The organism is Gemmatimonas aurantiaca (assembly GCF_037190085.1).
Lineage (GTDB): Bacteria > Gemmatimonadota > Gemmatimonadetes > Gemmatimonadales > Gemmatimonadaceae > Gemmatimonas > Gemmatimonas aurantiaca_A.
On sequence record NZ_JBBCJO010000010.1, the window covers coordinates 237,514 to 262,503 of the forward strand.

The 24,990-nt window shown below is 64.5% G+C and carries 17 protein-coding genes; 8 read left to right on the forward strand and 9 right to left on the reverse strand.

Features of this window, described 5'->3' with window-relative positions:
- From WG208_RS13310 to WG208_RS13320, 3 genes are all read right to left on the reverse strand, one after another.
- Positions 1 to 621 (reverse strand): DUF305 domain-containing protein, encoded by a 621-nt coding sequence (locus WG208_RS13310; protein WP_337171857.1) that lies wholly within the window; start codon positions 619 to 621, stop codon positions 1 to 3.
- 353 nt (positions 622 to 974) lie between these two features.
- Complete coding sequence (locus WG208_RS13315) at positions 975 to 1,619, reverse strand: hypothetical protein (RefSeq protein WP_337171858.1); 645 nt, start codon at positions 1,617 to 1,619, stop codon at positions 975 to 977.
- A gap of 209 nt (positions 1,620 to 1,828) precedes the next feature.
- Positions 1,829 to 2,347, reverse strand: coding sequence for an Lrp/AsnC family transcriptional regulator (locus tag WG208_RS13320; protein WP_337171859.1), 519 nt, complete (start codon positions 2,345 to 2,347; stop codon positions 1,829 to 1,831).
- 83 nt (positions 2,348 to 2,430) lie between these two features.
- Here WG208_RS13320 and WG208_RS13325 point away from each other — a divergent pair, with 83 nt between their 5' ends.
- Positions 2,431 to 3,339, forward strand: coding sequence for an EamA family transporter (locus tag WG208_RS13325; RefSeq protein WP_337171860.1), 909 nt, complete (start codon positions 2,431 to 2,433; stop codon positions 3,337 to 3,339).
- Here WG208_RS13325 and WG208_RS13330 read toward each other — a convergent pair.
- The 5 genes from WG208_RS13330 to WG208_RS13350 all read right to left on the reverse strand — a co-directional run bounded on the left by WG208_RS13330 (position 3,317) and on the right by WG208_RS13350 (position 10,857).
- Positions 3,317 to 5,788, reverse strand: a complete 2,472-nt coding sequence (locus WG208_RS13330) for a prolyl oligopeptidase family serine peptidase (protein ID WP_337171861.1) — start codon at positions 5,786 to 5,788, stop codon at positions 3,317 to 3,319. The two genes, WG208_RS13325 and WG208_RS13330, sit on opposite strands and share 23 nt — an antisense overlap.
- Positions 5,789 to 5,920: 132 nt before the next feature.
- Entirely contained in the window at positions 5,921 to 7,417 is a 1,497-nt protein-coding gene (locus WG208_RS13335; protein ID WP_337171862.1) for a CoA-acylating methylmalonate-semialdehyde dehydrogenase, read from the reverse strand.
- A gap of 44 nt (positions 7,418 to 7,461) precedes the next feature.
- On the reverse strand, positions 7,462 to 8,538 hold the full coding sequence (locus tag WG208_RS13340) for a tartrate dehydrogenase (RefSeq protein WP_337171863.1): 1,077 nt from the start codon (positions 8,536 to 8,538) through the stop codon (positions 7,462 to 7,464).
- Between the two features lie 13 nt (positions 8,539 to 8,551).
- On the reverse strand, positions 8,552 to 9,337 hold the full coding sequence (locus WG208_RS13345; protein WP_337171864.1) for an SDR family oxidoreductase: 786 nt from the start codon (positions 9,335 to 9,337) through the stop codon (positions 8,552 to 8,554).
- A gap of 95 nt (positions 9,338 to 9,432) precedes the next feature.
- Positions 9,433 to 10,857: a sodium:solute symporter family protein gene (locus WG208_RS13350; protein ID WP_337171865.1), complete on the reverse strand. Its 1,425-nt coding sequence runs from the start codon at positions 10,855 to 10,857 to the stop codon at positions 9,433 to 9,435.
- Between the two features lie 162 nt (positions 10,858 to 11,019).
- On the opposite strand from WG208_RS13350, the gene WG208_RS13355 reads away from it, so the two are divergent.
- The 7 genes from WG208_RS13355 to WG208_RS13385 all read left to right on the forward strand — a co-directional run bounded on the left by WG208_RS13355 (position 11,020) and on the right by WG208_RS13385 (position 23,663).
- A complete protein-coding gene (locus tag WG208_RS13355; protein ID WP_337171866.1) occupies positions 11,020 to 12,306 on the forward strand; it encodes an acetylornithine deacetylase/succinyl-diaminopimelate desuccinylase family protein in 1,287 nt (428 codons plus the stop codon).
- A gap of 232 nt (positions 12,307 to 12,538) precedes the next feature.
- Entirely contained in the window at positions 12,539 to 15,475 is a 2,937-nt protein-coding gene (locus WG208_RS13360) for a TonB-dependent receptor (RefSeq protein WP_337171867.1), read from the forward strand.
- 3 nt (positions 15,476 to 15,478) lie between these two features.
- On the forward strand, positions 15,479 to 16,933 hold the full coding sequence (locus WG208_RS13365) for a hypothetical protein (RefSeq protein WP_337171868.1): 1,455 nt from the start codon (positions 15,479 to 15,481) through the stop codon (positions 16,931 to 16,933).
- A 13-nt stretch (positions 16,934 to 16,946) separates the two neighbouring features.
- The gene (locus WG208_RS13370; protein ID WP_337171869.1) at positions 16,947 to 18,110 is read left to right on the forward strand and encodes a P1 family peptidase; all 1,164 of its coding nucleotides are present in this window, start codon (positions 16,947 to 16,949) and stop codon (positions 18,108 to 18,110) included.
- A 127-nt stretch (positions 18,111 to 18,237) separates the two neighbouring features.
- Positions 18,238 to 19,569, forward strand: a complete 1,332-nt coding sequence (locus WG208_RS13375; RefSeq protein ID WP_337171870.1) for an aspartate aminotransferase family protein — start codon at positions 18,238 to 18,240, stop codon at positions 19,567 to 19,569.
- 97 nt (positions 19,570 to 19,666) lie between these two features.
- On the forward strand, positions 19,667 to 22,429 hold the full coding sequence (locus tag WG208_RS13380; RefSeq protein WP_337171871.1) for a TonB-dependent receptor: 2,763 nt from the start codon (positions 19,667 to 19,669) through the stop codon (positions 22,427 to 22,429).
- Positions 22,430 to 22,511: 82 nt separating this feature from the next.
- Complete coding sequence (locus WG208_RS13385; protein ID WP_337171872.1) at positions 22,512 to 23,663, forward strand: metallophosphoesterase; 1,152 nt, start codon at positions 22,512 to 22,514, stop codon at positions 23,661 to 23,663.
- Between the two features lie 27 nt (positions 23,664 to 23,690).
- Here the strand turns inward: WG208_RS13385 and WG208_RS13390 are convergent, their stop codons facing one another.
- Positions 23,691 to 24,797 (reverse strand): NAD-dependent epimerase/dehydratase family protein, encoded by a 1,107-nt coding sequence (locus WG208_RS13390; protein ID WP_337171873.1) that lies wholly within the window; start codon positions 24,795 to 24,797, stop codon positions 23,691 to 23,693.
- Between the last annotated feature and the right edge of the window lie 193 nt (positions 24,798 to 24,990).

A 24,990-nucleotide genomic window follows, 5' to 3' on the forward strand; every position in this document is an offset into this window, starting at 1 on the left:
TTACTTCGGGGGGAGTTGGGTCAGCAGCCGCCGCATGATGCCGATCTCCGCCGTCTGCGCAGTAACGACATCATTGGCGAAGACGTTGGCGTCGACTTCCTGGCCGGCCCCCGGTGACTTGAAGAGATCTTCGACCATCTTGATGGCCCCGGCGTGGTGCTTGATCATGCCGTCCAGAAACAGTCGGTCGAACTCCGTGCCCTTCGCGGCGCCAAGGGCCTTGATCTCGTCCGCCGTGAGCATGCCGTCCATGTGCATGTCGTGCCACGACGAGGTGTCGGGTGCGAACTGATTGTTGCGGCGCAGCCAGTCCTGCATGATGAGGATCTCGGGGATCTGCGACTGATCGATCTTCCGCGAGAGCTTGAGCAGGGACTGGTTGGTGCTGTTCGTCTCGGCGAGTTTGGCCATCACGATGGCCTGGGCATGGTGGGCAATCATGCCCTGCATGAACTCGACGTCGGCCTTGGTGTAGATCGCGCCCTTCGGGATCACGATCTCGGGGCCCATCTTGTGCATGCTGTGGTCCATGCCGCCCATGCTGTTCTGGGCTGCGGCCTGCGGCGCGGTAGCGGCCAGCAGGGAAAGGACCGTGAGGGCGAGGATCGGACGTCTGGCCATCAGGCGGGTGCTCCGGAGAGGTGCCGGTCCCCGAAGAAGGGTCGGCGGAATGGGGCCGTAAAAAAGGCGGTCCTTGCACGATACTGTATTGGGCACGGGGGCACTAGGCGCGCCGAGGGGGCGTCGTGTGATGTCGGCTTGTGCCGTACCGGTCATTGTTCAGGTGATCCCAGTTCATTTCAGATTGTCCCACGAATGTCCACACCCGTCTGCATGCCCGCTGTCTGCTCTCACACGGACACGCCCAGCCAGGGTGCCGACCGGCACACGGCGCAGTCCCTCGTGCTGGACCGCTTGATGAACAGCGCCGTGTGACGCCGTGTGATGCAAGACACGCAGTCCCGCTGGGACGATCAGCGTGAGACGCCGAACTGGAAGCCCAGCGAGTACACCGGCTCGCGGAGGGGAGGCCGGGCGCTGCCTGTGAAGGCACGCATCGATGGTGTGATGGCCAGGCGATCGCCCAGGCGAATACCCACGCCCACGCCGAGTTCACCGAGGGCATGATTGGTGGCACTTCCCGGAGCGCCCTGACGCACATGAACGAGCGCCGACTGGGCGAACGGCACCAGGGTGAGGCTGCGGCCTGCCTGGAAGTCACGTCCGATGGCAAGGCCCGCGGAAGACCGCAGCAGGCCAAATCCATACGAGGTCTTTTCGTGATTCACCTGTGCATACGGACACCACTGCAACTGACGCGCGCGTGAGCCCGAGGGGGCGACGGCGATGGAGGCGCCCATGAAACTGGTATTGCTCGTCGAGAAGGAGCTGCTCCCGACCCCGAACCGGGCGCCAACGGCGAAGCGGTCGGTGAACAGGCTGTAGTTCCCGGCCATGACCCGTTGCGCGCCGGCGGCGGACGCCGTCGCACCGATCGCCTGCGTGGTCCGTGCGTTCGACAATCCGCCAAAACAGGTTTGTGCGCCCACGGGCAGTGCCGTGATGATGATGGCCATGCCACTCACAGCGGCCAGCATCGGGAATGATGGCAATTGCACGAGCGTGCCTCCAGGTCGGGGAAGCGTCAAAGAAAGTCCGATTTTCCATGTCCCGCAAGATTTTCGCGGGGCGTTCCCGAAAAGCGTATGCGCAAAGTGTGCCGTGCCGATTGCGTGGCGGAGCCGAAGGATGGCTGGGACCGGTGAGGACCTCTTCCAGCCGAGTCCGTTGACCAGTGCCCGGGAGACGCATCTGGTGGTGCTCTGATTCACTCCTCCGGTATCTCGATCGCCGTCCCCGTCTTGACGAGGTCGAGCACGACCAGCGTGCGATATGTGGTCACCGATTCATTGTCCGCGAACAGCCGCCGTGCCAATGCCTCGTAATACGGCATGCTCGGCACGTTCATGACGAGAATGAATCCGCCCGCGCCGGTCACGAAGTAGCACTGCTGGATCTCCTTCGTCCCGCGAAAGAGCGCCTTGAGCGGCTCCACCACGGTCGAGCGGTCGTTCTTGATGTGCACCTCGACGACCATCGTGATCGTGGGGTGAAACGCCTCCGGCGAGACGATGGCCACGTTGGCGGCGATGACACCACTCGCCTCCATCGCGGCAATCCGGCGCTGCACCGCGGCGGGCGAGAGATTCACCCGCTCGGCGATGGTGCGCTGCGGTGTGTGGTTGTCCTCCTGCAGAATGCGCAGGATGGCCCGGTCGAAACTGTCCAGTGTTCTGGTCGAACGGCCGCGTGAACGACCCGATGAGCGAGGATTCGATGCAGACATGTGGGTCCTCGTGAGACAAAATTGCGTGCAAGGCTCAAAAATAGCGCGGAAATATCATTGCAAGTGAGTGAGTTTATCACTCCATGCAGACATCGAATACGAACACCGGACAGGGGCGCGACGCCGTGGGGGCGGCGGCGGTGCTGGCTTCACTCGCCGCCATGAACCTGGGGGCGGCGTTCGGGAAACAGCTCTTTCCCCTGGTGGGAGCGCTGGGCGTGACTGCCCTCCGCATCTCGCTGGCGGCGGCCCTGGTCATGGTGCTGCGGCGCTCCTGGCGACGACCGCTGTCCCGGGAACTCGTGAAGCCGGTCCTGGCCTACGGGCTGATGCTCGGGATGATGAATGCACTCATCTATCAGGCGTTTGCGCGCATCCCCATCGGTATTGCGACCGGCATCGAAGTCATCGGTCCACTGGCCGTGGCCCTGAGCGGATCGAAACGCCCACGCGATCTGGCCTGGCTTGGGATCGCCGTCCTGGGTCTCCTGTTGCTGCTGCCGCTGCGTACCGACGCGGCCCTCGATCCGCTCGGCGTGGCGTTCGCCTGTGGGGCGGCTGTCTGCTGGGCGCTCTACATCGTCACCGGCAAGCGCGTGTCCACGGCGTTGGGTGGCGATGCGGTGTCATGGGGTCTGCTGGCGGCGGCCATCGTGGCGCTACCCATGGGTCTCGCCTCGGCGGGTCCGGCGCTGTTTACCCCCCACATTCTCGTGGTCGGACTGGGCGTGGCGGTGCTCTCCAGCGCGCTGCCGTATTCGCTGGAGATGGAAGCCATGCGCCGGTTGCCGGCCCCCGTGTTCAGTCTCCTGCTCAGCGCCGCTCCGGCCGTGGCGGCGCTGATCGGGTTCGTGGTCCTCGGCGAGAGTCTGACGCTGACGCAGTGGGTCGCGGTGCTCTGCATCATGGTGGCGTCGGCGGGGAATGCACTCACCGCACCCCGCAGCGAGGAGCTGCGACCGGCGCCGGTCAGTTCGACGACGGCGGCCTGAACCAACTGGCTTCGAGGGTGCCCCAGTCCGGGCCGAACATCGAGGAACCGCCCGACGCACCCTCTGAAGTGTCCGACGCTCCATCGGCGGGCGCCTTCGTGGCGTTGCCCCGTGATTCGGCCAGGGCGTTCCACTTCGGCGGCGGCTGCCCCAGCAGATGACGCACGAAGAAGTCCCACATCTTGCGATCGCCGTACGCGGCGCTGGGACCGCGTCGACCGCCGCCATGATCCTCTCCCGGCATCACGAGCATGTCGAAGCTCTTGTCGGCTTTGATGAGCGCGTTGACCACCTGCATGGTCGATGATGGATCGACATTGGTGTCGAGCTCCGGCACGACGAGCAACAGTTCACCCTGCAGTCTGTGCGCATTCACCACGTTGGAGCTGGCGGCGTACTCGGGACCGATGGGATAGCCCATCCACTGTTCGTTCCACCAGATCTTGTCCATGCGGTTGTCGTGGCAGCCCGCGAACGACACGGCGACTTTGTAGAACTCGGGGTGGAACAGCAACGCGCCCATGGCGTTCTGTCCGCCCGCCGATCCGCCGAAGATGCCCACGCGACTGATGTCGTACCACGGGTTCTTCGCCGCGAAGGCCTTGTGCCAGAGAATGCGATCGGGGAAACCGGCATCGCCGAGGTTCTTCCAGGCCACATCGTGAAACGCGCGACTGCGATTGGCCGTGCCCATGCCGTCGATCTGCACGACGATGAATCCCAGATCGGCGATGGACTGCATGTTGTAGTGTGGCGCGAAGTTTTTCGGCACGAACGAACCATGCGGACCGGCATAGATGTATTCGATGACCGGATACTTGCGGCGCGCATTGAACGTGGTGGGACGCACCACCACGCCGTGGATGTCGGTGGTGCCATCGCGGCCTTTGGCCACGAACGGCTCGGGCGCGCGCCAGCCGGTCTTGAGCAACGCGGTCAGATCACCACGCTCGAGATCGAGCAGGACCTTGCCATCGCTGGCCCGGCGAAGTTGCGACACGGGCGCGAGATCCACGCGCGACCAGGTGTCCACGTACAGTCTGCCGTCGGGTGAGAACGTCACCACATGATCGGCCGGCGCATCGGTGAGCGGCGTGAGTCCGCTGCCGTCGAAGTTGATCCGGTAGTAGTGCGCGAAGTAGGGATCCTGCGTCTTGTCCATGCCTCCGGCGCTGAAGTAGATGGTGCGCGCGGCTTCGTCCACACGCTGCACGGCCCGGACGACGAACTCGCCCTTCGTGATCTGGTTCTTCACCGCGCCGCTGCGGCCATCGTACAGATAGAGATGCGCCCAGCCGTCACGTTCCGACAGCCAGATGATCTCGTTGCCGTCGTTCACGTCGTAGCGGTACACGCGTCCACCATCGGTGAGCGTGCCGGCGGCACGTCGGTAGTCGATGAAGGTCTTCGAAGTTTCCTCGACGAGCGTCCGTGCGGCCCCGGTGGCGGTTGCCACTTCGATGATGCGATACCGCTGATGCCCACGTTCGTTGTATTCGAACGTGTACCCGCGCCCATCACGTCGCCATTGTGGCTGCGACAGACTGTAGGGATCGGGAAAGAGCGCCGGATCGACATCCGTCTGCGTGCGGCGCTCCGCGTCGAACAGCGCCGGCTGCGGCAGATCGAGCACATCACCCGGCTTGGTGTACACCCGCTCCATGTATTTGGGCTGCAACTGATCCACCGGCGACGACTCGATGTATCGCACGACGCGTCGATAACCGGGCTTCACGCGATACGCCGCGAGATGCCGGGAATCGGACGACCAGGCCAGTGACCGGCCCGTGAAAGGATTGCCTTCGGAGCCATTGCTGCTGAGGGCGATGCCGCTGTCGATGCCGGCTCCGGCGGGTCGCACGTACACGTTGTAGTTGGCGATGTACGCGATCTGCCTGCCATCGGGCGAGCGGACTTCACGTGTGGCGTCTGCAGCATTGCCACCGAAGCCTCCTCCCGGGCCGCCGGCACCGCGCCCTCCTGCAGAGGCAGGAACTCTCGCACATCGATAGTCAGTGAGCGTGCAACTCCAGTCGCCGCCCCAGGCGTTGAAGTTCATGCGCCGTCCATCGCCTGCCAGCGTCATGGTCGTGAAGGGCAGCACGAGCGCCGTCGCGCGCGGCCGCGCGCTGGTGTCCGCGGCATTGAGCGCAGTCGCCAACCGCTCCTGATCGAACGCCGGTTGTCTGATCGGTGCATCGGCGCTGCTCGCGTCGATCGTCATGAACCGATGCCCGCCGGGTACCGATATGCGATACGTCAGACGGGTCGGTCCACCCCACGCAAACGACTCGGCGGCGCCGGTGGGCACGCGGGCATACGTGTCGGCGAGTGCGCGCGCCCGTGCATAGTCGGCGGACGTGACCGGCTGCGCATGCACCGGCATCGTGAGGATCAATGCCGATCCCATCGCGAGTGACAGATGAGACTTCGACGGAAACTTCGACACGGGCTCTCCGGCCTGGGTTCGGGCGATACGGTCGAGGTGCAATGAGGTGTAATGAGGTGCAATAAAATACGGGGCGTTCCCGGCAAGGAAACGCCCCGTGATCACCTCCCGGCAAAACCGTGCCGGAGAGTCCTATCGCAGCACCGGCATCGAGAACGATGCCGCGTCCACACCCTGCGGCCAGCGCGTGGTCACTGTCTTGAGTTTGGTGAAGAACCGCACGCCGTCCATGCCGTGCTGGTTGTGATCGCCGAACGCCGACGCCTTCCAGCCGCCGAACGAATAGAACGCCAGTGGCACCGGAATGGGCACGTTGATGCCCACCATGCCACACTGCACGCGATGCGCGAACTCCCGTGCCGCACCACCGCTGCGCGTGAAGATCGCGACGCCGTTGCCGAACTGATGTTCGTCGCACAACGCCAGTGCCTCGTCGGCCGTCTGCACGCGTACGATGCACAACACGGGACCGAAGATCTCTTCACGGTAGATGGTCATGTCCTTCGTGACATGATCGAACAGGGAGCCGCCAAGGAAGAATCCGCCCGATGCCTGCGCCGGATGCTCACGACCGTCCACCACCAGCGTCGCGCCCTCCTTCACGCCCAGATCGATATACCCTTTGATCTTGTCGCGGTGTGTACCGGTGACGAGCGGGCCCATGTCCATTCCCTCGGCGGCGGATGCGCCCACCTTGAGCGCCTTCACGCGATCGGCCAGTCGCGCCACCAGCGCGTCGGCCGTTTCGTCGCCCACCACGACCGCCACCGAGATGGCCATACACCGCTCACCGGCGCTGCCGTATGCGGAACCCATCAGACCTTCCACGGCCATGTTGAGATCGGCGTCGGGCAGCACGACCAGATGGTTCTTGGCACCGCCCATGGCCTGCACGCGCTTGCCGTGCTTCGCGGCGGTTTCGTACACATGCTGCGCGATGGGCGTGGATCCCACGAAGCTGACGGCCTGGATGCGCGGATCGGTACAGAGCGCGTTCACGGCTTCCGCATCTCCGTGCAGCACATTGAGCACGCCCGGAGGGGCGCCCGCTTCCACGAACAACTCGGCCAGTCGCACGCCGGTGGAAGGATCACGCTCCGATGGCTTGAACACGACGGCATTGCCGGTGGCGAGCGCCGGTCCGAGCATCCAGAGCGGCACCATGGCCGGGAAGTTGAACGGCGTGATGGCAGCCACGACGCCCAGGGGTTGCCGCAGTGAGTGCATGTCGATGCCGCGCGAGACCTGATCGCTGAACTCGCCCTTCATGAGATGCGGGATACCGACGGAGAATTCCACGACTTCGAGGCCGCGCTGCAGTTCACCGCGCGCGTCGGAGAACACCTTGCCGTGTTCACTGCTGATCAGGTGCGCCAGTTCATCGGCGTGCGCGAGACACAACTCGCGCCACTTGAACATCACACGCGACCGATCGAGCGATGAACGTTCACCCCAGGCACGGGCGGCCGACGCGGCATCGGCGATGACGGCTTCGATGTCGGTGGCGTCGCCGAGCGGCACCTGCGCGGCCACGGCGCCGGTGGAGGGATTGTAGACCGGCGACGTGCGGGTGCTGTGGGCATCCTGGCGTGCACCGGCAAAAAACAGGGGAATGCGGGGATGGCTCATACGGAAAATCGAAGAAGTATGCGCGGGGATCCCCGCGCCGGAGCTCAGAACAGAGCGTCGATCACCGCCACCGCGACATCGCGCGTGGTGGCGGTCCCACCCAGATCGGGCGTGCGTGGCCCGCCTTCACCCACCACCCGCTCGATCGCCCGCACCATGCGATCGTGTGCCTCGGTGAGACCCAGATGGTCGAGCAGCAGGGCACCGGCCCAGATGGAAGCGATGGGGTTGGCGATCCCCTTGCCCGCGATGTCCGGCGCCGAGCCGTGGATCGGCTCGAACATGGACGGATGCGTTCGTTCCGGATTGATGTTCGCACCGGGAGCCACACCGAGGCTGCCGGAGATGGCCGCCCCGAGATCGGTGAGAATATCGCCGAACAGATTGGACGCCACGATCACGTCCACGGTGTGCGGGTGCGTCACCATGCGCGCCGCCAGTGCATCTACATGATACTTCCTGCACGTGACGTCGGGGTACTCCGGTGCGATGGATTCCACCACATCGTCCCACAGCACCATGGAATGCTGCAGTGCGTTCGACTTGGTGGCGCTGGCCAGCAGCTTGCGCGGGCGGCGCTGCGCGAGTTCGAACGCGTAGCGCGTGATGCGATCGATGCCGCGCCAGGTGAACAAACCGGTCTGCTCGGCCACTTCATGCTTCGTGCCGCGGTGCATGCGGCCGCCCAGCCCGGAATACTCCCCTTCGGAGTTTTCCCGCACGCACACCATGTCGATGTCGGCGGGGCCGCGCCCGGCCAGTGGGCCCGGCACCCCATGCAGCAGGCGCATGGGGCGCAGATTCACGTACTGATCGAAGCGCTGCCGGATGGGAAGAATGAGCTCCCACACGGAGATGTGATCGGGCACGCCTGGTGCGCCGATGGCGCCGAGGTAGATCGCGTCGAAATCCTGCAGGATGTCCAGCGCATCGGCACTCATCATCGTGCCGGTGCGCTGATAGTACTCACATCCCCAGGGGAACTCCGTGAATTCGAGCGTGCAATCCCCGCCCTGCACGGCGCGGTGCATCACGTCGATGCCGGCGGGGATGACTTCGGGACCGATGCCGTCACCGGCGATGACGGCGATGCGAATGGTGCGTGAGGCGGAAGTGGTCACCGTGGATGCCGACTCACATGCCCGGCGGCGTGAAGCGCCCGTCCTGGGCCAGCCAGCCACCATCGGCGTAGATGATGGTGCCGTTCACGTAACTCGCGGCATCGGACGCCAGGAACAGCGTGGGACCGACCATCTCTTCCGGTCGTGCCCAGCGATTGAAGGCGTTCTTCGCCGCATACGCATTGTACCAGTCGGGGTTGGCCTTGATGGGCGCCGTGAGTGGCGTCTCCACCACGCCGGGGCCGACGCAGTTCACGCGCACACCGGATGGACCGAACTCGCAGGCGGCACCACGCGCGAGCTGCAGGATGCCGGCCTTGGTGGCGGAATACAGCGCCTGGCCGGGTTCCACGACGAGCGAACGAATGGACGAGAAGAGCACGATGCTGCCTTTCTGCTGCGGCACCATGATGCGCCCCGCCGCCTGCAGCACGTTGAAGTTGCCGGCGATGTTCACGTTGAGCACGCGCATGAGTTCCTCGTGCTGATAGTCGAGGATCTTTTTGCGCACGTTGATGCTGGGCGTGCAGATGAGGATGTCGAGCCGGCCATGCCGGGCCACGATCGCATCGAGCGCCGCATTCACCGACGCGGCGTCGGTGATGTCGATGACGCCGGCTTCGGTGCTGCCGCCGGCTTTGGCCGCGGTGGCCGCCGCCGCATCCTGCTTGACGTCGAGACAGATCGTGGTGGCGCCCATGCCCGCGGCGCCGAGTGTGACGGCTTCACCGATACCCGACGCGCCGCCGATGACGGCGGCGATCTTCCCGGTGAGATCGAACAGATTTGAGCTGGACATGAGGAGAACGGATTCCGGTCGGTGTGGAGGAAGCGACTGCTGAAAGGATGCCAACGGCGCGACTGAAACGTGAGGCGATGGGCGATGACACGACGCTAGGGACGGGCGCGGACTCCGCCGGTGTCACCGCCACTTCCACGCCCGCGACCGATGGCGTGCATGATCACGAAAGCCAGGATGGCGGCGACGAGTCCACCCATGGGCGGGGTGATACCGGAGATCGGCTTGCCATCCAGGAACAGACGCCAGCCACCGACCACCGCGATGCCGGCGATGATGGCGGCCATCGCATCGGCCGATGTGGCGCGGGCGCTGTAGAGTCCAGCCAGGATCGGCACGAAGAGACTCACACCCATGATGGTGTAGAAGATGCTGAGTGCGCTCACCACGCCTGCCGCCACGAGCGCGATGGCCACACCCGCCGCACCGGCGATCACCGCGGTGAGGCGCGTGACGCGCAACAGTTCCGCATCACTCGCACCGGGATTGCGGAACCGCTTGTAGAAGTCCTGCGACAGCGACGTGGTGAGAATGAAGAGCACCGCATCGGCCGCACTCAGTTCGGCCGAGAACACGGCGGCCAGTCCGAGCGCACCGACGGCCGCCGGGACACCCTGCGCCAGCAGGGTCGGCAACGCCAGTTCGGGCTGCGGGAGATCGGGGAACTGGGCGCGCGCCATCATGCCCAGCAGCACGGGGACCGCCGCATACAGCACCAGCGCCAGCGCGTTCAGTCCCACGCCGATCCGCACGGCCCGATCGTCGCGGGCGCCGTACACCTTCTGCAGCAGCCCCGGGGAAACGACGAAGGCGGGACCGAGCATGGCCAGGTAGACGAGGCCCGACTCACCGCTCTGCAGCGGATTCCAGTAGGTCGGGGTGGGCATGAACGCGCGGAGCGTGTCCCACCCACCGGCGGCGTTGAGTGCAAACGGGATCGCGATGGCGAAACCCACCAGCTTCACGGTCAGCTGCACGACGTTCACGTACGCCGACGTGAGCAAACCGCCGGAAGCGAAATACACGGTGATCAGCACACCGGCGAGAATGCAGCCTGCGGTTTTTGGAACGCCGGCGATCACGTTCAGAATCCACGAGACGGCAATGAGCTGTCCCGCGAGAATGAATACGGAGCCGATCCACAGCAGCGCCGATATGAGTGTGCGCACTTGCACGCCATACCGGAATTCGAGGTAGTCCCCGACGGTGCGCAGGTCATGAGCGGCGGCCACCCGGCGGATCGCCGGCCCGATCCAGAAGGCCAGCAGCAAGGAGCCGATCCCGGCCGACAGCACCCACCAGATGGCGGCAAAGCCATCCTTGTATCCCAGCCCGGTGGCGCCGACGGTGGACCCGGCCCCGATGTTCGCCGCCAGCATGGTGCTGAACAGGAGTCCGGGACCAAGTGCACGGCCTGCCACGAAAAAATCACTGGATGTCTTCACGCGCCGGGAAATCCACGCGCCCAGCGCCAGTTGCGCGATGGAATAACCGATCAACCAGACCAGATGTGTCGTCATGATCCTCTGCACACGTGGGGTCGGCAGTGTCGATGCCGATGTACGGTCATCGCGCCGCAGGCGTTGGGGAAGGGTCGCCGACTGGCGACCGGAGAGCAGGACCAGACATACGATCAAAACAGATGCTTGACAAGTGAAATACCCAACGCGAGGTTCGCGCCCATGGTCAACCTTCCGCATGCAATCGATCGCGTCTTCGCCGCCATCGATGCGGCCCAGGACGAGATGGTGTCGTTCACGTCGGACATGATCCGCATCCCGACGGTGAATCCTCCCGGCGACGCGTATGTCGAATGCGCGGAGTTCATCGGCCGTCGCCTGGCGGCATGCGACTTCACCGTCGACTACCCCATCGCTGAGGGACGACCGGAGCACACGCCCACCCATCCCCGCATGAACGTGGTCGGACTGCGACGGGGACGCACCGATCGACCGCTCGTGCATCTCAACGGGCATTTCGATGTCGTTCCGGCGGGTGCCGGATGGACCGTCGATCCGTTCGGGGGCGAAGTACGTGACGGCCGCATTTATGGCCGTGGTTCCTGTGATATGAAAGCGGGGATCACCGCGGCGATCTATGCGGCCGAAGCCATCAGACGGGCCGGCATTCCGTTGCACGGCTCGGTGGAAATCAGCGGCACCGTCGACGAAGAAAGCGGCGGCTTCGCCGGCATGGCCTATCTCGCGCAACAGGGACGGGTGAGCGCGAGCCGGACCGACGCGGTCATCATCACCGAACCCACGAACACCGACCGCCTCTATATCGGGCACCGGGGCGTGTACTGGTTCGAGGTGACGACGCACGGTCGCATTGCCCACGGATCGATGCCGTTTCTCGGGACCAACGCGATCGAACACATGGGCGTAATCCTCGATCGCATACGCCGCGTGCTGATGCCGGTCCTGCAGTCCCGCACCACTGCCGTGCCGGTCAAACCCGATGGCGCGCGGCATGCGACGCTCAATATCAACGGTATAGCCGGCGGTCAGCCGGTCGATGGGATACAGACCCCCTGCGTGGCCGACATCTGTCGTGCGATCTTCGATCGGCGATTCCTCGCCGAGGAAGGATTCGAAGCCACGCGCGCGGAGATCGTGGATCTGCTGGAGACGGCAGCGAAGGAAACGCCCGAACTGCTCTTCGAGTTGCGCGATCTGATGGTGGTGCATCCGGTGAAGACGCCGGATGGCGCGTCGGTGGTGACTTCGCTGGAACGTTCCGTACAGCAGGTGCTGGGACGACCGATCATGCTGGCAGCGAGCCCCGGGACATACGATCACAAGCACGTCGATCGGATCGCCGGCGTGCCGAACTGCGTGGCCTACGGTCCGGGCATTCTCGATCTCGCGCATCAGCCGGACGAGTACTGCGCCATCGACGACCTCATGCAATCCACGAAGGTCCTGGCGCTGTCCATTCTCGAGTTGACCGACACCGTCGTCGTCTGAGTCGTCGATCGCGGTTGGTGACACAACTGATACGCAGGCCGATACACAAGCTGGTGAACAAGTAGCCGATGTGTGGTCAATGACGGTTGTGCCCGCGATCCCGCCGTGGGTGCCACCGTCATGTTCGTTGTGACGTGAACGCCGTCACCCCCGTGGTCTCCCTCCTCCACCGCGTTCAACCTCTGCCGCATGGGTGTCATGGCGGCCCGCAGTTTCCACCGAGGAACATTCGATGACACGACGTTCTCGATGGTCCGGCGTTTTCCTGGGCGTGGCGCTCGCCATGTTCGGGACTTCTCCGCTCCGCGCGCAGGCAACCGGCACCGTCACGGGCCGCGTGACGGATTCCAGATCCGGTATCCCCTTGCCGGGCGCCCAGGTCTTTGCCGACAACAACCGCGATCGTGTGGTCCGGACCGACGCCGACGGTCGCTACCGGCTCTCCACGTTGCCCCCGGGCGAACGCACGATCCAGGTCCGCATGATCGGCTACTCCAACAAGAGTGCCGCCGCCACCGTGGGGGCCGGACAGACCGTCACCGTGGACATGGCGCTCGATGTGCAGCCGCTCGACCTCGACGCCGTCGTCGTCACCGGGCAGGGCGGTGAGATATCGAAGCGACGCATCGCCACCACGGTGGACGTGGTGAGTGCCGAAAAGATCGAGGCCTCACCCGCCAAGCGTCTCGACGAACTGTTGCAGACGAACCTGCCGAGCGCGCAGATCCGTCTCACCTCCGGCCAGCCGGGCACGACGTCGATCATGCGTACGCGTGGCATCACGTCGGTGAGCAGCAACTCCACGCCCGTCATCTACGTGGACGGCGTGCGCATGGACAACCTGAACACCATCGCGACGCTCGGCATCAACGTATCCGGCGTGCGGGGACAGGGAGCCGCGACGAGCGCCATCGCCGACTTGCCGATGGATAACATCGAGCGCATCGAATTCATCCCGGGTGGTGCCGCCACCACGCTCTACGGGTCCGATGCCGCCAACGGCGTGATCCAGATCTTCACGAAGCGTGGCAGCACCGGCGGGACGAAGGGGTATTTCGAAACCCGCACGGGGTACGATACGCCGCAGACCCAGTTCCAGTTCTTCAAGGCCACACGCGATCTGCTCTACCGGAACGGCTTCACCCAGCAGTACTCGGCGGGCATCGAGGGCGGAAACAACGCGGTGACCTACAGCCTGTCGGGCAACCTGCGCGCCAGTCAGAGTCATCGGGTGTACGGGGACAATCGCGCCTTCGGCTTCCGCAACGGGATCGGCGCGAACATCGGCAGCGTGGGCAAGTATCAGGGATCGTTCTCGTACAACGAGACCGACTCGCCACGCTTCCGCAACGGCAATGCGGGCGGCTACACGTCGTTGTGGGTGCTCGAAGCCGGCCGCTCGTCGGCGTTCGGGTTCAACAACGACATCGATCACATGACCCCCGCCGGTTTCGACAGTCTCAAGAAGTTCGTGAACGACGGTGAACGGTTGCAGGACAATCGGGTGTTCACCCGCGGCTTCCAGACCTCGCACCGCATCGATTTCGATCCGATGCGTTCGATCAAGACGCACGCGACGTTCGGTCTGAACAACCGCTTCAGCCGTGAACGGGCCATCGTCACCAACGAGTTCCAGATCGCGACCCGCGCCTTCCCGGTGGGGACGGTCGACCGCGGTTCGATCTCGAACTACGAGCGCACCTTCACCGGCTTCACCTTCGATGTGGGTGGCCAGCACAGTGCGGCCATCGGCAGCGATCTCTCGGTCATCACGTCGCTGGGCGCACAGCTCTTCCGCAACGACGACGTGCAGGTGGCGTACACGGCCACGAACGTCCGCGACGGTGCGCAGACGGTCACCGGTGCCGGTGTGACGGCGTCGCAGGACGTGGCCTACCGGGTGGCCAACTACGGGCTCTTCGGACAGACCAACATCAGCTATCGCGAACGCTACACCATGGAACTCGGCCTGCGCGCCGACAAGAACACCGCGTTCGGTACCAACACCGGCGCCCAGGTCTATCCGAAGATCGGTCTCGTGTGGGCGCTGGGCGCGGAAGACTGGATGCGCAAGATGCTGTCGGAGGATGTGCTGTCGGACATCCGTCTGCGTGCCGCGTATGGCGTGGCGGGCCAGTTCCCGCAGCCGTTCGCCAACGATCGCACCGTCACCATCAACTCGTTCAACGGGCAGCAGGCGGCCACGTTCGGGCAGCCGGGCAATCCGGATCTCAAGCCGGAACGTACGGGCACGCTGGAAATGGGGGCCGATCTCTCGTTGTTCCGGAATCGTGCCTCACTCGGTCTGGGATACTACACGGCGCGCACGGAGGGTGCGCTCATCACGGCGCCGCCGGCCCCGTCAACCGGCGAAACCAGTCAGGTCGCCAACATCGGCCAGATCTCCAACAAGGGTGTGGAACTGCGGGCCACCGTGACACCGGTCAACAATGCCACGTGGCGCGTCACCCTCAACGGGGCCTTCAACACGCTCACCAACCGGGTGGAGAATCTCGGTGGGACGCCGCCGTTCGGTATCAGCGGCTACGGGGCCAGCACCGTGCAGGGCATGGTGCAGGAAGGGTATCCCGTGGGCTTCCTGCGCGGCGCCAAAGCCATCTTCAACGCCGATGGCAGCATCAAGGAGATCCAGGAGCTCGCCTACCTCGGCAAGCCCATGCCCGACAAGTTTGGCAGCTTCGGGGCGCAGATCGGCATCGGTTCCCGTCTCACCATCAGCACCAGTGCCGACTACCAGTTCGGCGCGCAGGCCCAGTCGTTCGACAAGGCGTTCCGTTATCTGTACGGCGTGCCAGGCACCGATGGGTACGTGCCCGCTGCCGCGCTCGCGCAGGCTCCCTACAACGGCAGTCGCGCCTCCATCTGGCAGCGCGTGATGAATCTCTGGGTGGAGAACACCGACTACGTGGCGTTCCGCACCGTGACGATCGACTACCGTCTGCCGGAGAAGCTGTTGCCGCGTGGCACGAAGGATACACGGGCCTCGCTCTCCATCGTGAATCCGTGGCGCTGGGCGTCGTCGAGCTTCGATCCGGAAACCGATCTCTCCTCGGCCACCACGCAGGGCGCCGCGGCGGTGGGCGGTTTCAACTACGCCACCGATGGCAATCCGCGCAGCTTCCTCCTCACCCTTCGCTTCGGGTTCTGAACCATGCGCCATGCGATCCTGATGCGGATGTCACGCCTGATGGCACCAGCGGTGGCCGTTCTGGTCATCGGCGGGTGCAACGCGTTCACTCCCACGGAAGTCCGCAACCCCAACCTCACCGACGAGGACTTTCTGCGCACGCCCGCGGCCGGCGTCACGTGGCTGCGGGGGACACAACGCCAGTTCCTCATCACACTCAACACGGTGGTGCAGAACAGCGAGATCGTCTCCGACAACTATTTCAACAACTACACGACCAACAACCAGCAGTTCGATCAGCCGGTCGTGACGTATCTCGATCCCGAAGTGACGTCCATCCAGAACTCCATCGCCCGTCTGCGCTACATGGCGACCTTCGGACTGGACAGCGTCTTCCCGCGGGATCCGCTCGTCACCGCCAATGACAAGGCGGAGATGAATTTCCTGCGGGGCATGGCCAACCTGTTCGCCGGCGAGATGTACGTGGCGTTGCCGGGATCGGGCAACGGGGAAGTGCTCCCGTGGCAGACACACGTGCAGAACGCCATCACTGACTTCACGCAGGCACGCACGCTGTCCACCGACGCCGCGGCGAAAAACGGGTACACGCTGGCGTTGGCCCGCGCCTACTACCGTCTCGGCAACAAGGCCAAGGCCACCGAGGAGTCGCAGACGCTGCTCACGGCCAGCCCGCAGTTCATCCGCAACGCCACATTCGATCCGACCAACGGACCGACGAACGCCATGCAGGGTGTGCTGACGAGTTCCGTGAACAACTTCCAGCCGCTGCCGCGTCTCGACTTCCTCGATCCGAAGTATCCCAACCGCAGTGCCACCACCCAGAGCCCGATCGCCTTCCTCAAGTCCGAAGAAGCGTATCTGATTCTGGCCGAAGCGGCACTGTCGGACAACAACATCGCGGGAGCCAAGGACCGACTCAATCAGTTGCTGACCCTGGTGAGCGCGCGTCCGACGGAGCAGGTGGATAGCCGCACGCAGCAGCGTGGTCGTGCGGGCGGCAAGGTCATCTATCCGAACACGGCGGACACGCGCGTGGCCTTTGCGCCGGGCCAGCCGTTCGTCGATGGACTGGTGCTCACCCGCTCCACCGGCACGGTGAAGGCTTACACGGTGTCGGGCACGTCGGTGAACGCGGCCCGTATCGCCGCCATCACCACCGTGGACGATGGCCTCTATGTCGTGTATCTCATGCGGCAGGAGATCTTCCTCGCCGAAGGCCGGCGCATGGCCGACCTCGGCATCCGCATGCCGGTCGCCCAGACGGAAATCATCGCCAATCCCAACACCAGGGACGGCGAAGCGTATACCAAGGCGACGATCCCGAGCTTCATTCCCCTGGCGCTGGGGATGGACGGTTTCACCTACGATCAGACGGCGAAGACGGTCATCATGAAGAACGACATGAACCGGATTCTCGTGCAAAACAAGGCCTCGGCCGACGTGCTTCCCTTCAACTGACCGGAGCATCATGATGGATCAGTCGTATCATCCGGTTCGCGGGCGCGCCGAGCGGCGCGCCTGCTGGACCCTTGCCGCCGCGGCGGTGTTCGTGCCCACCGTGCTCGCGGCTCAGCAGCCACCGGCACAGCAACAGCGGCCGGCCATGCCGCGCATCACGGTGCTCGGAACGGGTCCGTCCAATTCCCTCACGGATGTGCCGGGCCTCAAGGTCGGACACTACACCCGCACCGACAGCGGCTATCGCTCGGGCACGACGGTCATTCGCACCGAGCAGGGCGCCACGGCGGGATACTCGCAGATGGGTGGCGCGCCGGGCACCAAGGAGACCGATCTTCTCAAACCCGGCGGTCAGGTGCGCGGTGTGCAGGCCATCGTGCTCAGCGGCGGCAGCGCATACGGTCTCGATGCCGCCAGCGGTGTGATGCAGTGGATGGAGGAGAACAAGTTCGGCGTCTTCGTGGGGGCCGGCGTGGTGCCCATCGTGCCGGCGGCGATCCTCATGGATCTGGGACGTGGCGGCGACTTCAAGAAGCGTCCGGATGCCAGCTTCGGATACAAGGCCACGGTGGCGGCTTCGAACCAGCCGGTGAAGAGTGGTCGTATCGGCGTGGGCATGGGAGCCGGCTGGGGCATGGGCACGGCCAGCGTGAAGCTGTCCAACGGGTATACGGTGGCCGCCATCGTGGGACTCAATCCCGCCGGCTCACCCGTCGATCCGCGCACCTGCCTCCCGTACGGGCTCTTCCTCGAGATCGACAACGAGTTCAATCTCGTGCAACCCAAGGCGGAGGAGTGTCAGGCCGCCAACGCCGGTCGTGGTGGCCCGAACGACGGCTCCGACAGCGCGCCGCGCAATACGACCATCGCACTCGTCGCCACCGATGCTCCGCTGCTCGATCTCGAAGCCGGACGCATGGCGGAAATCGCGAATGCGGGCCTCGCGCGGTCCATCCGTCCGATCCACAACATCGGTGACGGCGACACGGTGTTCGGTATGGCCACGACGCCGTTCACCACGCAGCTGAGCAATGCCGATCTGCAGGCGGTGTTCAACGCCGCGGCCGACGTCCTCGGACGCGCGGTGGTGCACGCGGTCGTGGAGTCGAAGCAGGTGGGCAGCAGCCGCATGGGCTACTGCCAGCAGTACCCGAGCGCCTGCGTCAAGCGGAAGTAGTCGTCCCGAACGCCTCCCGGGTCGATCGAAGGGATCGACCCGGGAGGCGTTTATCTTTGTACCCATCGCCGTACTCATCGCCTGTCACCATCGGTGCGCTGCACCGAGTCCATCATCCGGAATACCGATGACTGCCGCCGCCACTGCTTCCCAATCGCTCGACGCGCTCTGGATGCCCTTCACCGCGAACAAGGCATACAAGGCGCATCCCCGCATTCTCGTGAGTGCGAAGGACATGCACTATCGCTCGGATGACGGACGCGAGATCCTCGATGGTACGGCCGGCCTCTGGTGTGTGAATGCCGGTCACTGTCGACAGTCGATCGTGGATGCGATGATGCAGGCCGCCACCACGCTCGACTATGCGCCGGGGTTCCAGATGGGACATCCGCTCATGTTCGCGCTGGCGGGGCGTCTCGCGGCCGTGCTCCCCGACGGCATGGACAGTGTGTTCTTCTCGGGATCCGGCAGTGAGTCGGTGGACAGTGCACTGAAGATCGCCCTGGCCTACCATCAGGCGCGTGGTGAGCCGCAGCGTGTGCGCTTCATCGGCCGTCAGCGCGGCTATCATGGCGTGGGTTTCGGTGGCATTTCCGTTGGTGGGATCGAGAACAACCGCAAGACGTTCGCGGCGCAGCTGCTGCCGCACGTCGACCATCTGCCGCACACATTCGACCTCGCCCATCAGGCGTTCTCGAAAGGGCAACCGCAGTGGGGTGGACATCTGGCGGATGCGCTCGAGGAACTGGTGACCAGACACGGCGCCGAAACGATCGCCGCGGTGATCGTCGAACCGATGGCGGGATCCACCGGCGTCCTGCTGCCGCCGGTGGGATATCTGGAACGGCTGCGTGAGCTGTGCACCAAATACGGCATTCTGCTCATCTTCGACGAAGTCATCACCGGCTTCGGTCGGGTGGGTGCGCCGTTTGCCGCTCAGGTCTTCGGGGTCACGCCCGATATCCTCACCGTGGCCAAGGGGCTCACGAACGCGGCCGTGCCCATGGGCGCCACCTGCGTGAAGACGTCGATCTATGACACAGTCGTCCAGTCCTCACCGCGTGGCATCGAGTTCTTCCACGGATATACGTACAGCGGTCATCCGCTTGCCGCGGCGGCGGGGCTTGCCGCGCTCGATGTATACCAGAACGAAGGGCTGCTCACCCGGGCCGCCACACTCGGCCCCGTGTGGGAGGAAGCACTGCACAGCCTGCGTGATGCGCCGCATGTGATCGACATCCGCAACATCGGTCTGGTGGGCGGTATCGAGCTCGCCGTGCGTGACGGCGTGGCGGGTGCCCGTGGCTACGATGTGTTCACCAATGCGTTCCACGCGCAGGACGCGCTGATCCGGGTCACCGGGGACATCATCGCGCTGTCGCCGCCGCTCATCATCAGCGAAGAACAGATCCACGAACTGGTCGGCAAGGTCCGCCGCGCCATCGAGGCCACGGCGTAGGAGTGCCATCCGACGCCGTGTTGTGGCGTCGATGTCATGAGGTCGTGACAAGATTCGGATAGCGTGATGCCGGTTACACACCTCAACCGGTCTCACTATGCGTTCGTTCGTTTGCACGCGCTCCCGCCTCGCGGGAGCGCTGGGTCTTGTCGTTGCCCTCATCGTACCAGGTGACATTATCCAGGCCCAGTCGCCCTCCGGCGAAATCGGTGGGCGCGTCCGGAGTCAGTCCGGCGCCTTTCTGGAAGGGGCCACCGTGCGCGTGGATGGTACGGTGCTCGAATCCATCACCGGTCGTGAAGGGCAATTCGTCATTCGTGGCGTGAGTGCGGGCACCCAGACACTGGTGGTGCGCTATCTCGGGTATGCCGTGTCGCGTGTTCCGGTGACGGTGGAGGCTGCACGAAAGGCCGATATCGACGTGCTGCTCACGCCGAATCTCGAGACCGTGACGACCATAGGGCAGGTGGCCGGCCAGGCAACGGCCATCAACCTCCAGCGCTCGAGCGACAATCTCAAGACCGTGGTGTCGCGCGAGGCGCTGGGCCTGGTGCAGGAAGGCAATATCGGCGATGCCCTGCTGCGACTTCCCGGCATCATCGTCGAGACGCGCGCCGGCGTGAATCGCACGGCGACCATTCGTGGTCTGGCGCCGCAGTACAACTCCGTCACCGTGGACGGGCTGCCCATCACGAATGTCGACGGCAATCGCGACGTGGCGCTCGACGAGTTTCCCTATGCGACTCTTTCGCGTGTGGAAGTGACCAAGACGCTGACGCCCGATCTGCCGGGTGATGGCATCGGCGGTTCGCTCAATCTCGTCACCCGCACCGCCTTCGATGCACCGGGGCGCACACTGGCATTCAATGTGGGTGGCACCAGCAACCAGCGGGGCAACACCTTCAACAAGCAGCTCGAGCTGGTCGTGGGCGACCGGCTGGGCGCGAAGAAAAACATCGGGTACCTGTTCACGGGTTCGTATTTCCACGACTATCGCGGCTACGATGGGTCGGACAATACGTACAGCACGGTGGGCACCAATCCGTTCGTCCTGGCGAGCAACAATGTCTACGACCGGGGCGAAGAAAAGCGGCGCACGGGTCTGGGGTTCAACATCGGCTATCGTCCGACGACCGGCACCACGCTGTACGCCAAGGCCATCTGGAGCGACGACTATCGCTGGCTGGATCAGAAGGGCACGACCTGGCGCCCGACAACATCCCAGGTGGACGACATCACCTTCTATCGTGAGCCGCACAATCTGTTCCAGATGTACATCGTCGGTGGCACGGCGCAGTTCGGGTCGTGGAACACCGACGTGCGCGCCTCCCACTCACGTGCGGACAAGACCTATCCGGCCACCATGCAGATCACGACGCGTGTGTCGAACGTGGCCATGACCAGCGACATGTCCGAGCCGCGTTTCCCGAACTTCACGGTCACCAACGGCGTGGATCTCACGAACAAGTCCCTGCAACGGCTGGTGAACGTCGACCAGACACAGGCCCCCCGCAAGGAAGACGAGACCACGGTCGATCTCAGTGCCCGGCGCACGTTTTCGCTGAACGGCCTGCCGTTCGCGCTCAAGTTCGGCGCCCGCAACTCCTCCAAGCATTCGTCGCAGTCCCAACCCATCTACGCCCGCTACACGCTCAGCGCCGCCAATTCGGCGAGTATCACGCCCACGCTCGCCCGGGATGTCGCCACCCCGGATTTCATGCCCGCGTCGAATGGTCGCTCCCGTCTGCTGCCCTTCTTTCCCGACTACGATCGGTGGTTGCAGGCCGTGCAGAGTGGCGGCGGTCCCTTCCTGGTGAGCGAGCCGTTCACGACGCAGGGTCGGGCCAACAGCAACTTCGGTATCGACGAGTCGATCACGGCGGCGTTCGCGATGGGCACGCTCGACATCGGAACGGTTCGCCTGATCGGCGGTGCGCGCTTCGAACACACGGCCAATTCGGGCCGGGCCAACCTGGTGCGCACGGCCACGGTGAATGGTGTCACGACGGTGACCGGTGTCGTGGAGCAGAATTCGAGTGCGTCCTACGACAACGTGTTGCCAAGCCTGCATCTGCGGTATCAACCGCTGGTGCCGCTGGTACTGCGCGCGTCGTTCACCACGGGCATGTCGCGTCCCGCCCCGGGCGATCTCATTCCCAGCGCACAGGTCAACGCGCAGCTGAATCCGCCCACCGTCGTCGTGGGTAACCCCGATCTCAAGCCGGCCACGGCGAAGAATTGGGATGCGAGCGCCGAGTATGCACTGGGCGAACTGGGCGCGATGTCGGTGTCGCTGTTCCGGAAGGACATCGAATCGTTCGTCTTCAGCCAGCGCACCCGTCTCACCACGGGCGATTTTGCGGGTTACGACGAACAGCGTCGGGTGAATTCGGAAGGTGGCAACTCGGAAGGCATCGAGCTGGCCTGGGTGCAGCGGTTCAACATGCTCCCCGGGCTGCTCAGCGGCCTGGGCATCGAAAGCAACTACAGCGTGATCCGGAGCGAGGCCCGCTACCCCGGTCGTTCGGAATCCTTGCCGCTCACGGGACCGGCCCGGGAGGTGCTCAACCTCATCGGGTTCTACAACCTGCGCGGCTTCGAATTGCGGGCTTCGTACGTTCAGCGGTCGGCCCGTCTGTCGGCGGTTGGCGCGAGCCTTGCCCAGGATCGCTACTTCGCGCCGGACAAACTGGTCGATCTCACGTTCGGTTACGGCATGCCGCGATTCGGGTCGATCTTCCTGAACGTCCGGAATGCCGGCAATGCACCAACCGTGGAGTACGTGGGCGATCGCAGCCATCCGGTCTCCACGACCTACTACGGACGCCAGATCAATTTCGGCATTCGTCATGGCATGTAAGGCACGGTGGACGACATGCGTGCGCACTGATCGGCGGCGCCCGGGAATCATTCCGGGCGCCGTTGGTGCACATGTCGCCTCGATGATCGGAATCCTGGCCATCGCCGTGGTGCTCGCCGGATTTCCGTGGCAGGTCGCCACGGCACAGCGTCCTGGTGAGCCATTCACGTTTGCGCTGGTCTCCGATCTGCACTATGGCCTCACGCGTCCTCGCTTTCTCGGCGATAGTGCGGTCCCTGCGTGGCGGGTGAACGCCGCGTTGGCCGAAGTCCTGCGATCGTTGCCCATCCGCACGCTTCCCGACGACGGGGGCGTACAGGCTGGAGCCGTGGTGGGGGATCTCGCATTCGTGGCCGTGACCGGGGATATCGCCAATCGGGCCGAAGCCGGTGTGCAGCCGGCCGCAGTTTCCTGGCGTGAATTCCTGACCACCTTCGTGCAGCCGCTCAGTCGCGATCGTCGTGCACCGTTGCCGGTCTTCGCCGCGGCAGGCAATCATGACGCCTCCAACGCCATCGGCTATGTTCCGGCGCTCGCGCCGTCCGTAGACACGACGGCCATGAGTGGTCTCTACCGCCGGGCCGAGCGACAGGATGAACAGGCACTACTGACTGCAGAGCACGATCCGCTGCGCCAGCCATTCGACTATGCACGCGATCGTGTGCACTATGTGCGATGGGTTGGCGGTGTCGCCATCATGGTATTGCACATCTGGCCCGATGCGGGCGAGCGTGAATGGATGGAGCGGGAGCTCGCCATGATTCCCGATACCGTACCCGTGCTGCTGTTTGCGCACGATCCACCGCTGGTGGATCCACGCCACTTCACGGCGCCTGATGGCGGACCGCCGGGTACCGGCGGATTCCAGGGGCTGCTCACGGAACGCTGGCGCGGCGAACCTCTGCCGGCTGCCCGATTGGAGGGCTCACGCACGCTCGAGGAATTCCGCACGTTGCTGCGTCGGCATCGCAACATCCGCGCGTACTTTCACGGGCATGAAAACTGGACTGAATATCATGCACTCCGCGATGCCGATGGAACACCACTGTTGCCGGCGTTTCGTGTCGACTCGCCACTCAAGGGACGGGATTCCGCCGGCGACGATGCGAAACTTGCATTCCTGCTCGTGAGCATCGATGCCGATCGTCGTCACCTCACGGTGCGGGAGTATCGCTGGGCCCTGCCGCCAGACATGTCGCCCTGGGGCGCGGAGATCAGTATCCCCTTGCGGTGAGCGGCCACGATGCCCGCCGGCGGCGCATCATCGCCGCGCCGCCCACGCCGCGAGCATTGCCTTTTCCTTCGCTTCGGGCAGCACCCACTTTGCCGCCGCCCGGCGATCGGCCGGAAGACTGTCGAACCAGGCCAATGTGTCCCGAAGGGTGTCCGCCATGGGCCGCGGCGACAGTCCCGCGCTCCACGATCGTGTGGAGACGATCGATGTGTGTCCCAGATCGTTTCCGCGCGCGAGAATCCAGGGCACGACTCCGTCGATGTCATGCGCCGCGAGGAAGCCGTAGTCGTCCACCCAGTGCAGTGAGACCCTGGCATCGAGCGTCTTCACGGCCTGTGCCAGGAACTGCTCCACGGTCATCGGCGTGCGCGGGCCGATGGCGTTGTAGATACCGCTGCCGTGCTGTTCCGCGAGACGCAGCATGAATGCCGCGAGATCCCGGACATCGATGAATTGCACGCGATCGGTTTTGCGACCCGGTGCGAGAACGTCGCCGCCACGCGCCAGACGCACCGGCCAGTACGTGAAGCGATCGGTATAGTCGCCAGGACCGACGATGTAGGTGGGACGCACCACGATGCCCCGTGCGCCGAAGACATCCTGTACGATCGCTTCACATTGCGCCTTGTTGGTGCCGAACACTTCGCTGCCATCCTTCGGGTCGGCCAGCGCGGTGTGCACGGCATCACCTTCCGCAAGACCGGTGCGCAGATAGGGGTAGTAGGCGCCAGTCGACGAGGTGAAGAGGTAACGGCCACTCTCTCTGAGCAGGGCAGTCGATTGACGCACCCACTCGGGATTGGTGGCGGAATCGTCGATGACGGCATCCCATGTCCGTCCACGCAGTGCATCGAGCTGACCATTACGATCGCCGACGAGTCGTTCCACGGAGGACGGCAGGTCACCGTCGCGACGGCCACGCGTGAAGATGGAAACGGTGTGTCCATGCTCCACCGCCAGTCGCACGAGATGCGGTCCGATGAATCCGGTCCCTCCGAGGATCAGGAGCTTCATGGCCTTGACGGGCTGCATCGACTCGGGCGACATGGATCTTGCGTGCAGCAGCGTCGACGGGACGGTCGAAGCGGCGGCCAGCAGACCGGCCTGCTGCAGGAAAGAGCGACGCGTGGTCATGAAGGAAATGGCGGAAGGAGATGAAACACATGTGCTGCAAGGCCCGTTGGATTTTCTACGTTGCCTCCGCTCACCTCTCCGGGCAACAGGGGCGTCCGGTCTCCGGAAGCCCCGGATGCATCGGCGTCCTGCCCGCATTTCGTCGGCGTTCTGTTCGTGTTGCGTTGGCGTTTCAACCTTTTCGGCGCTGACG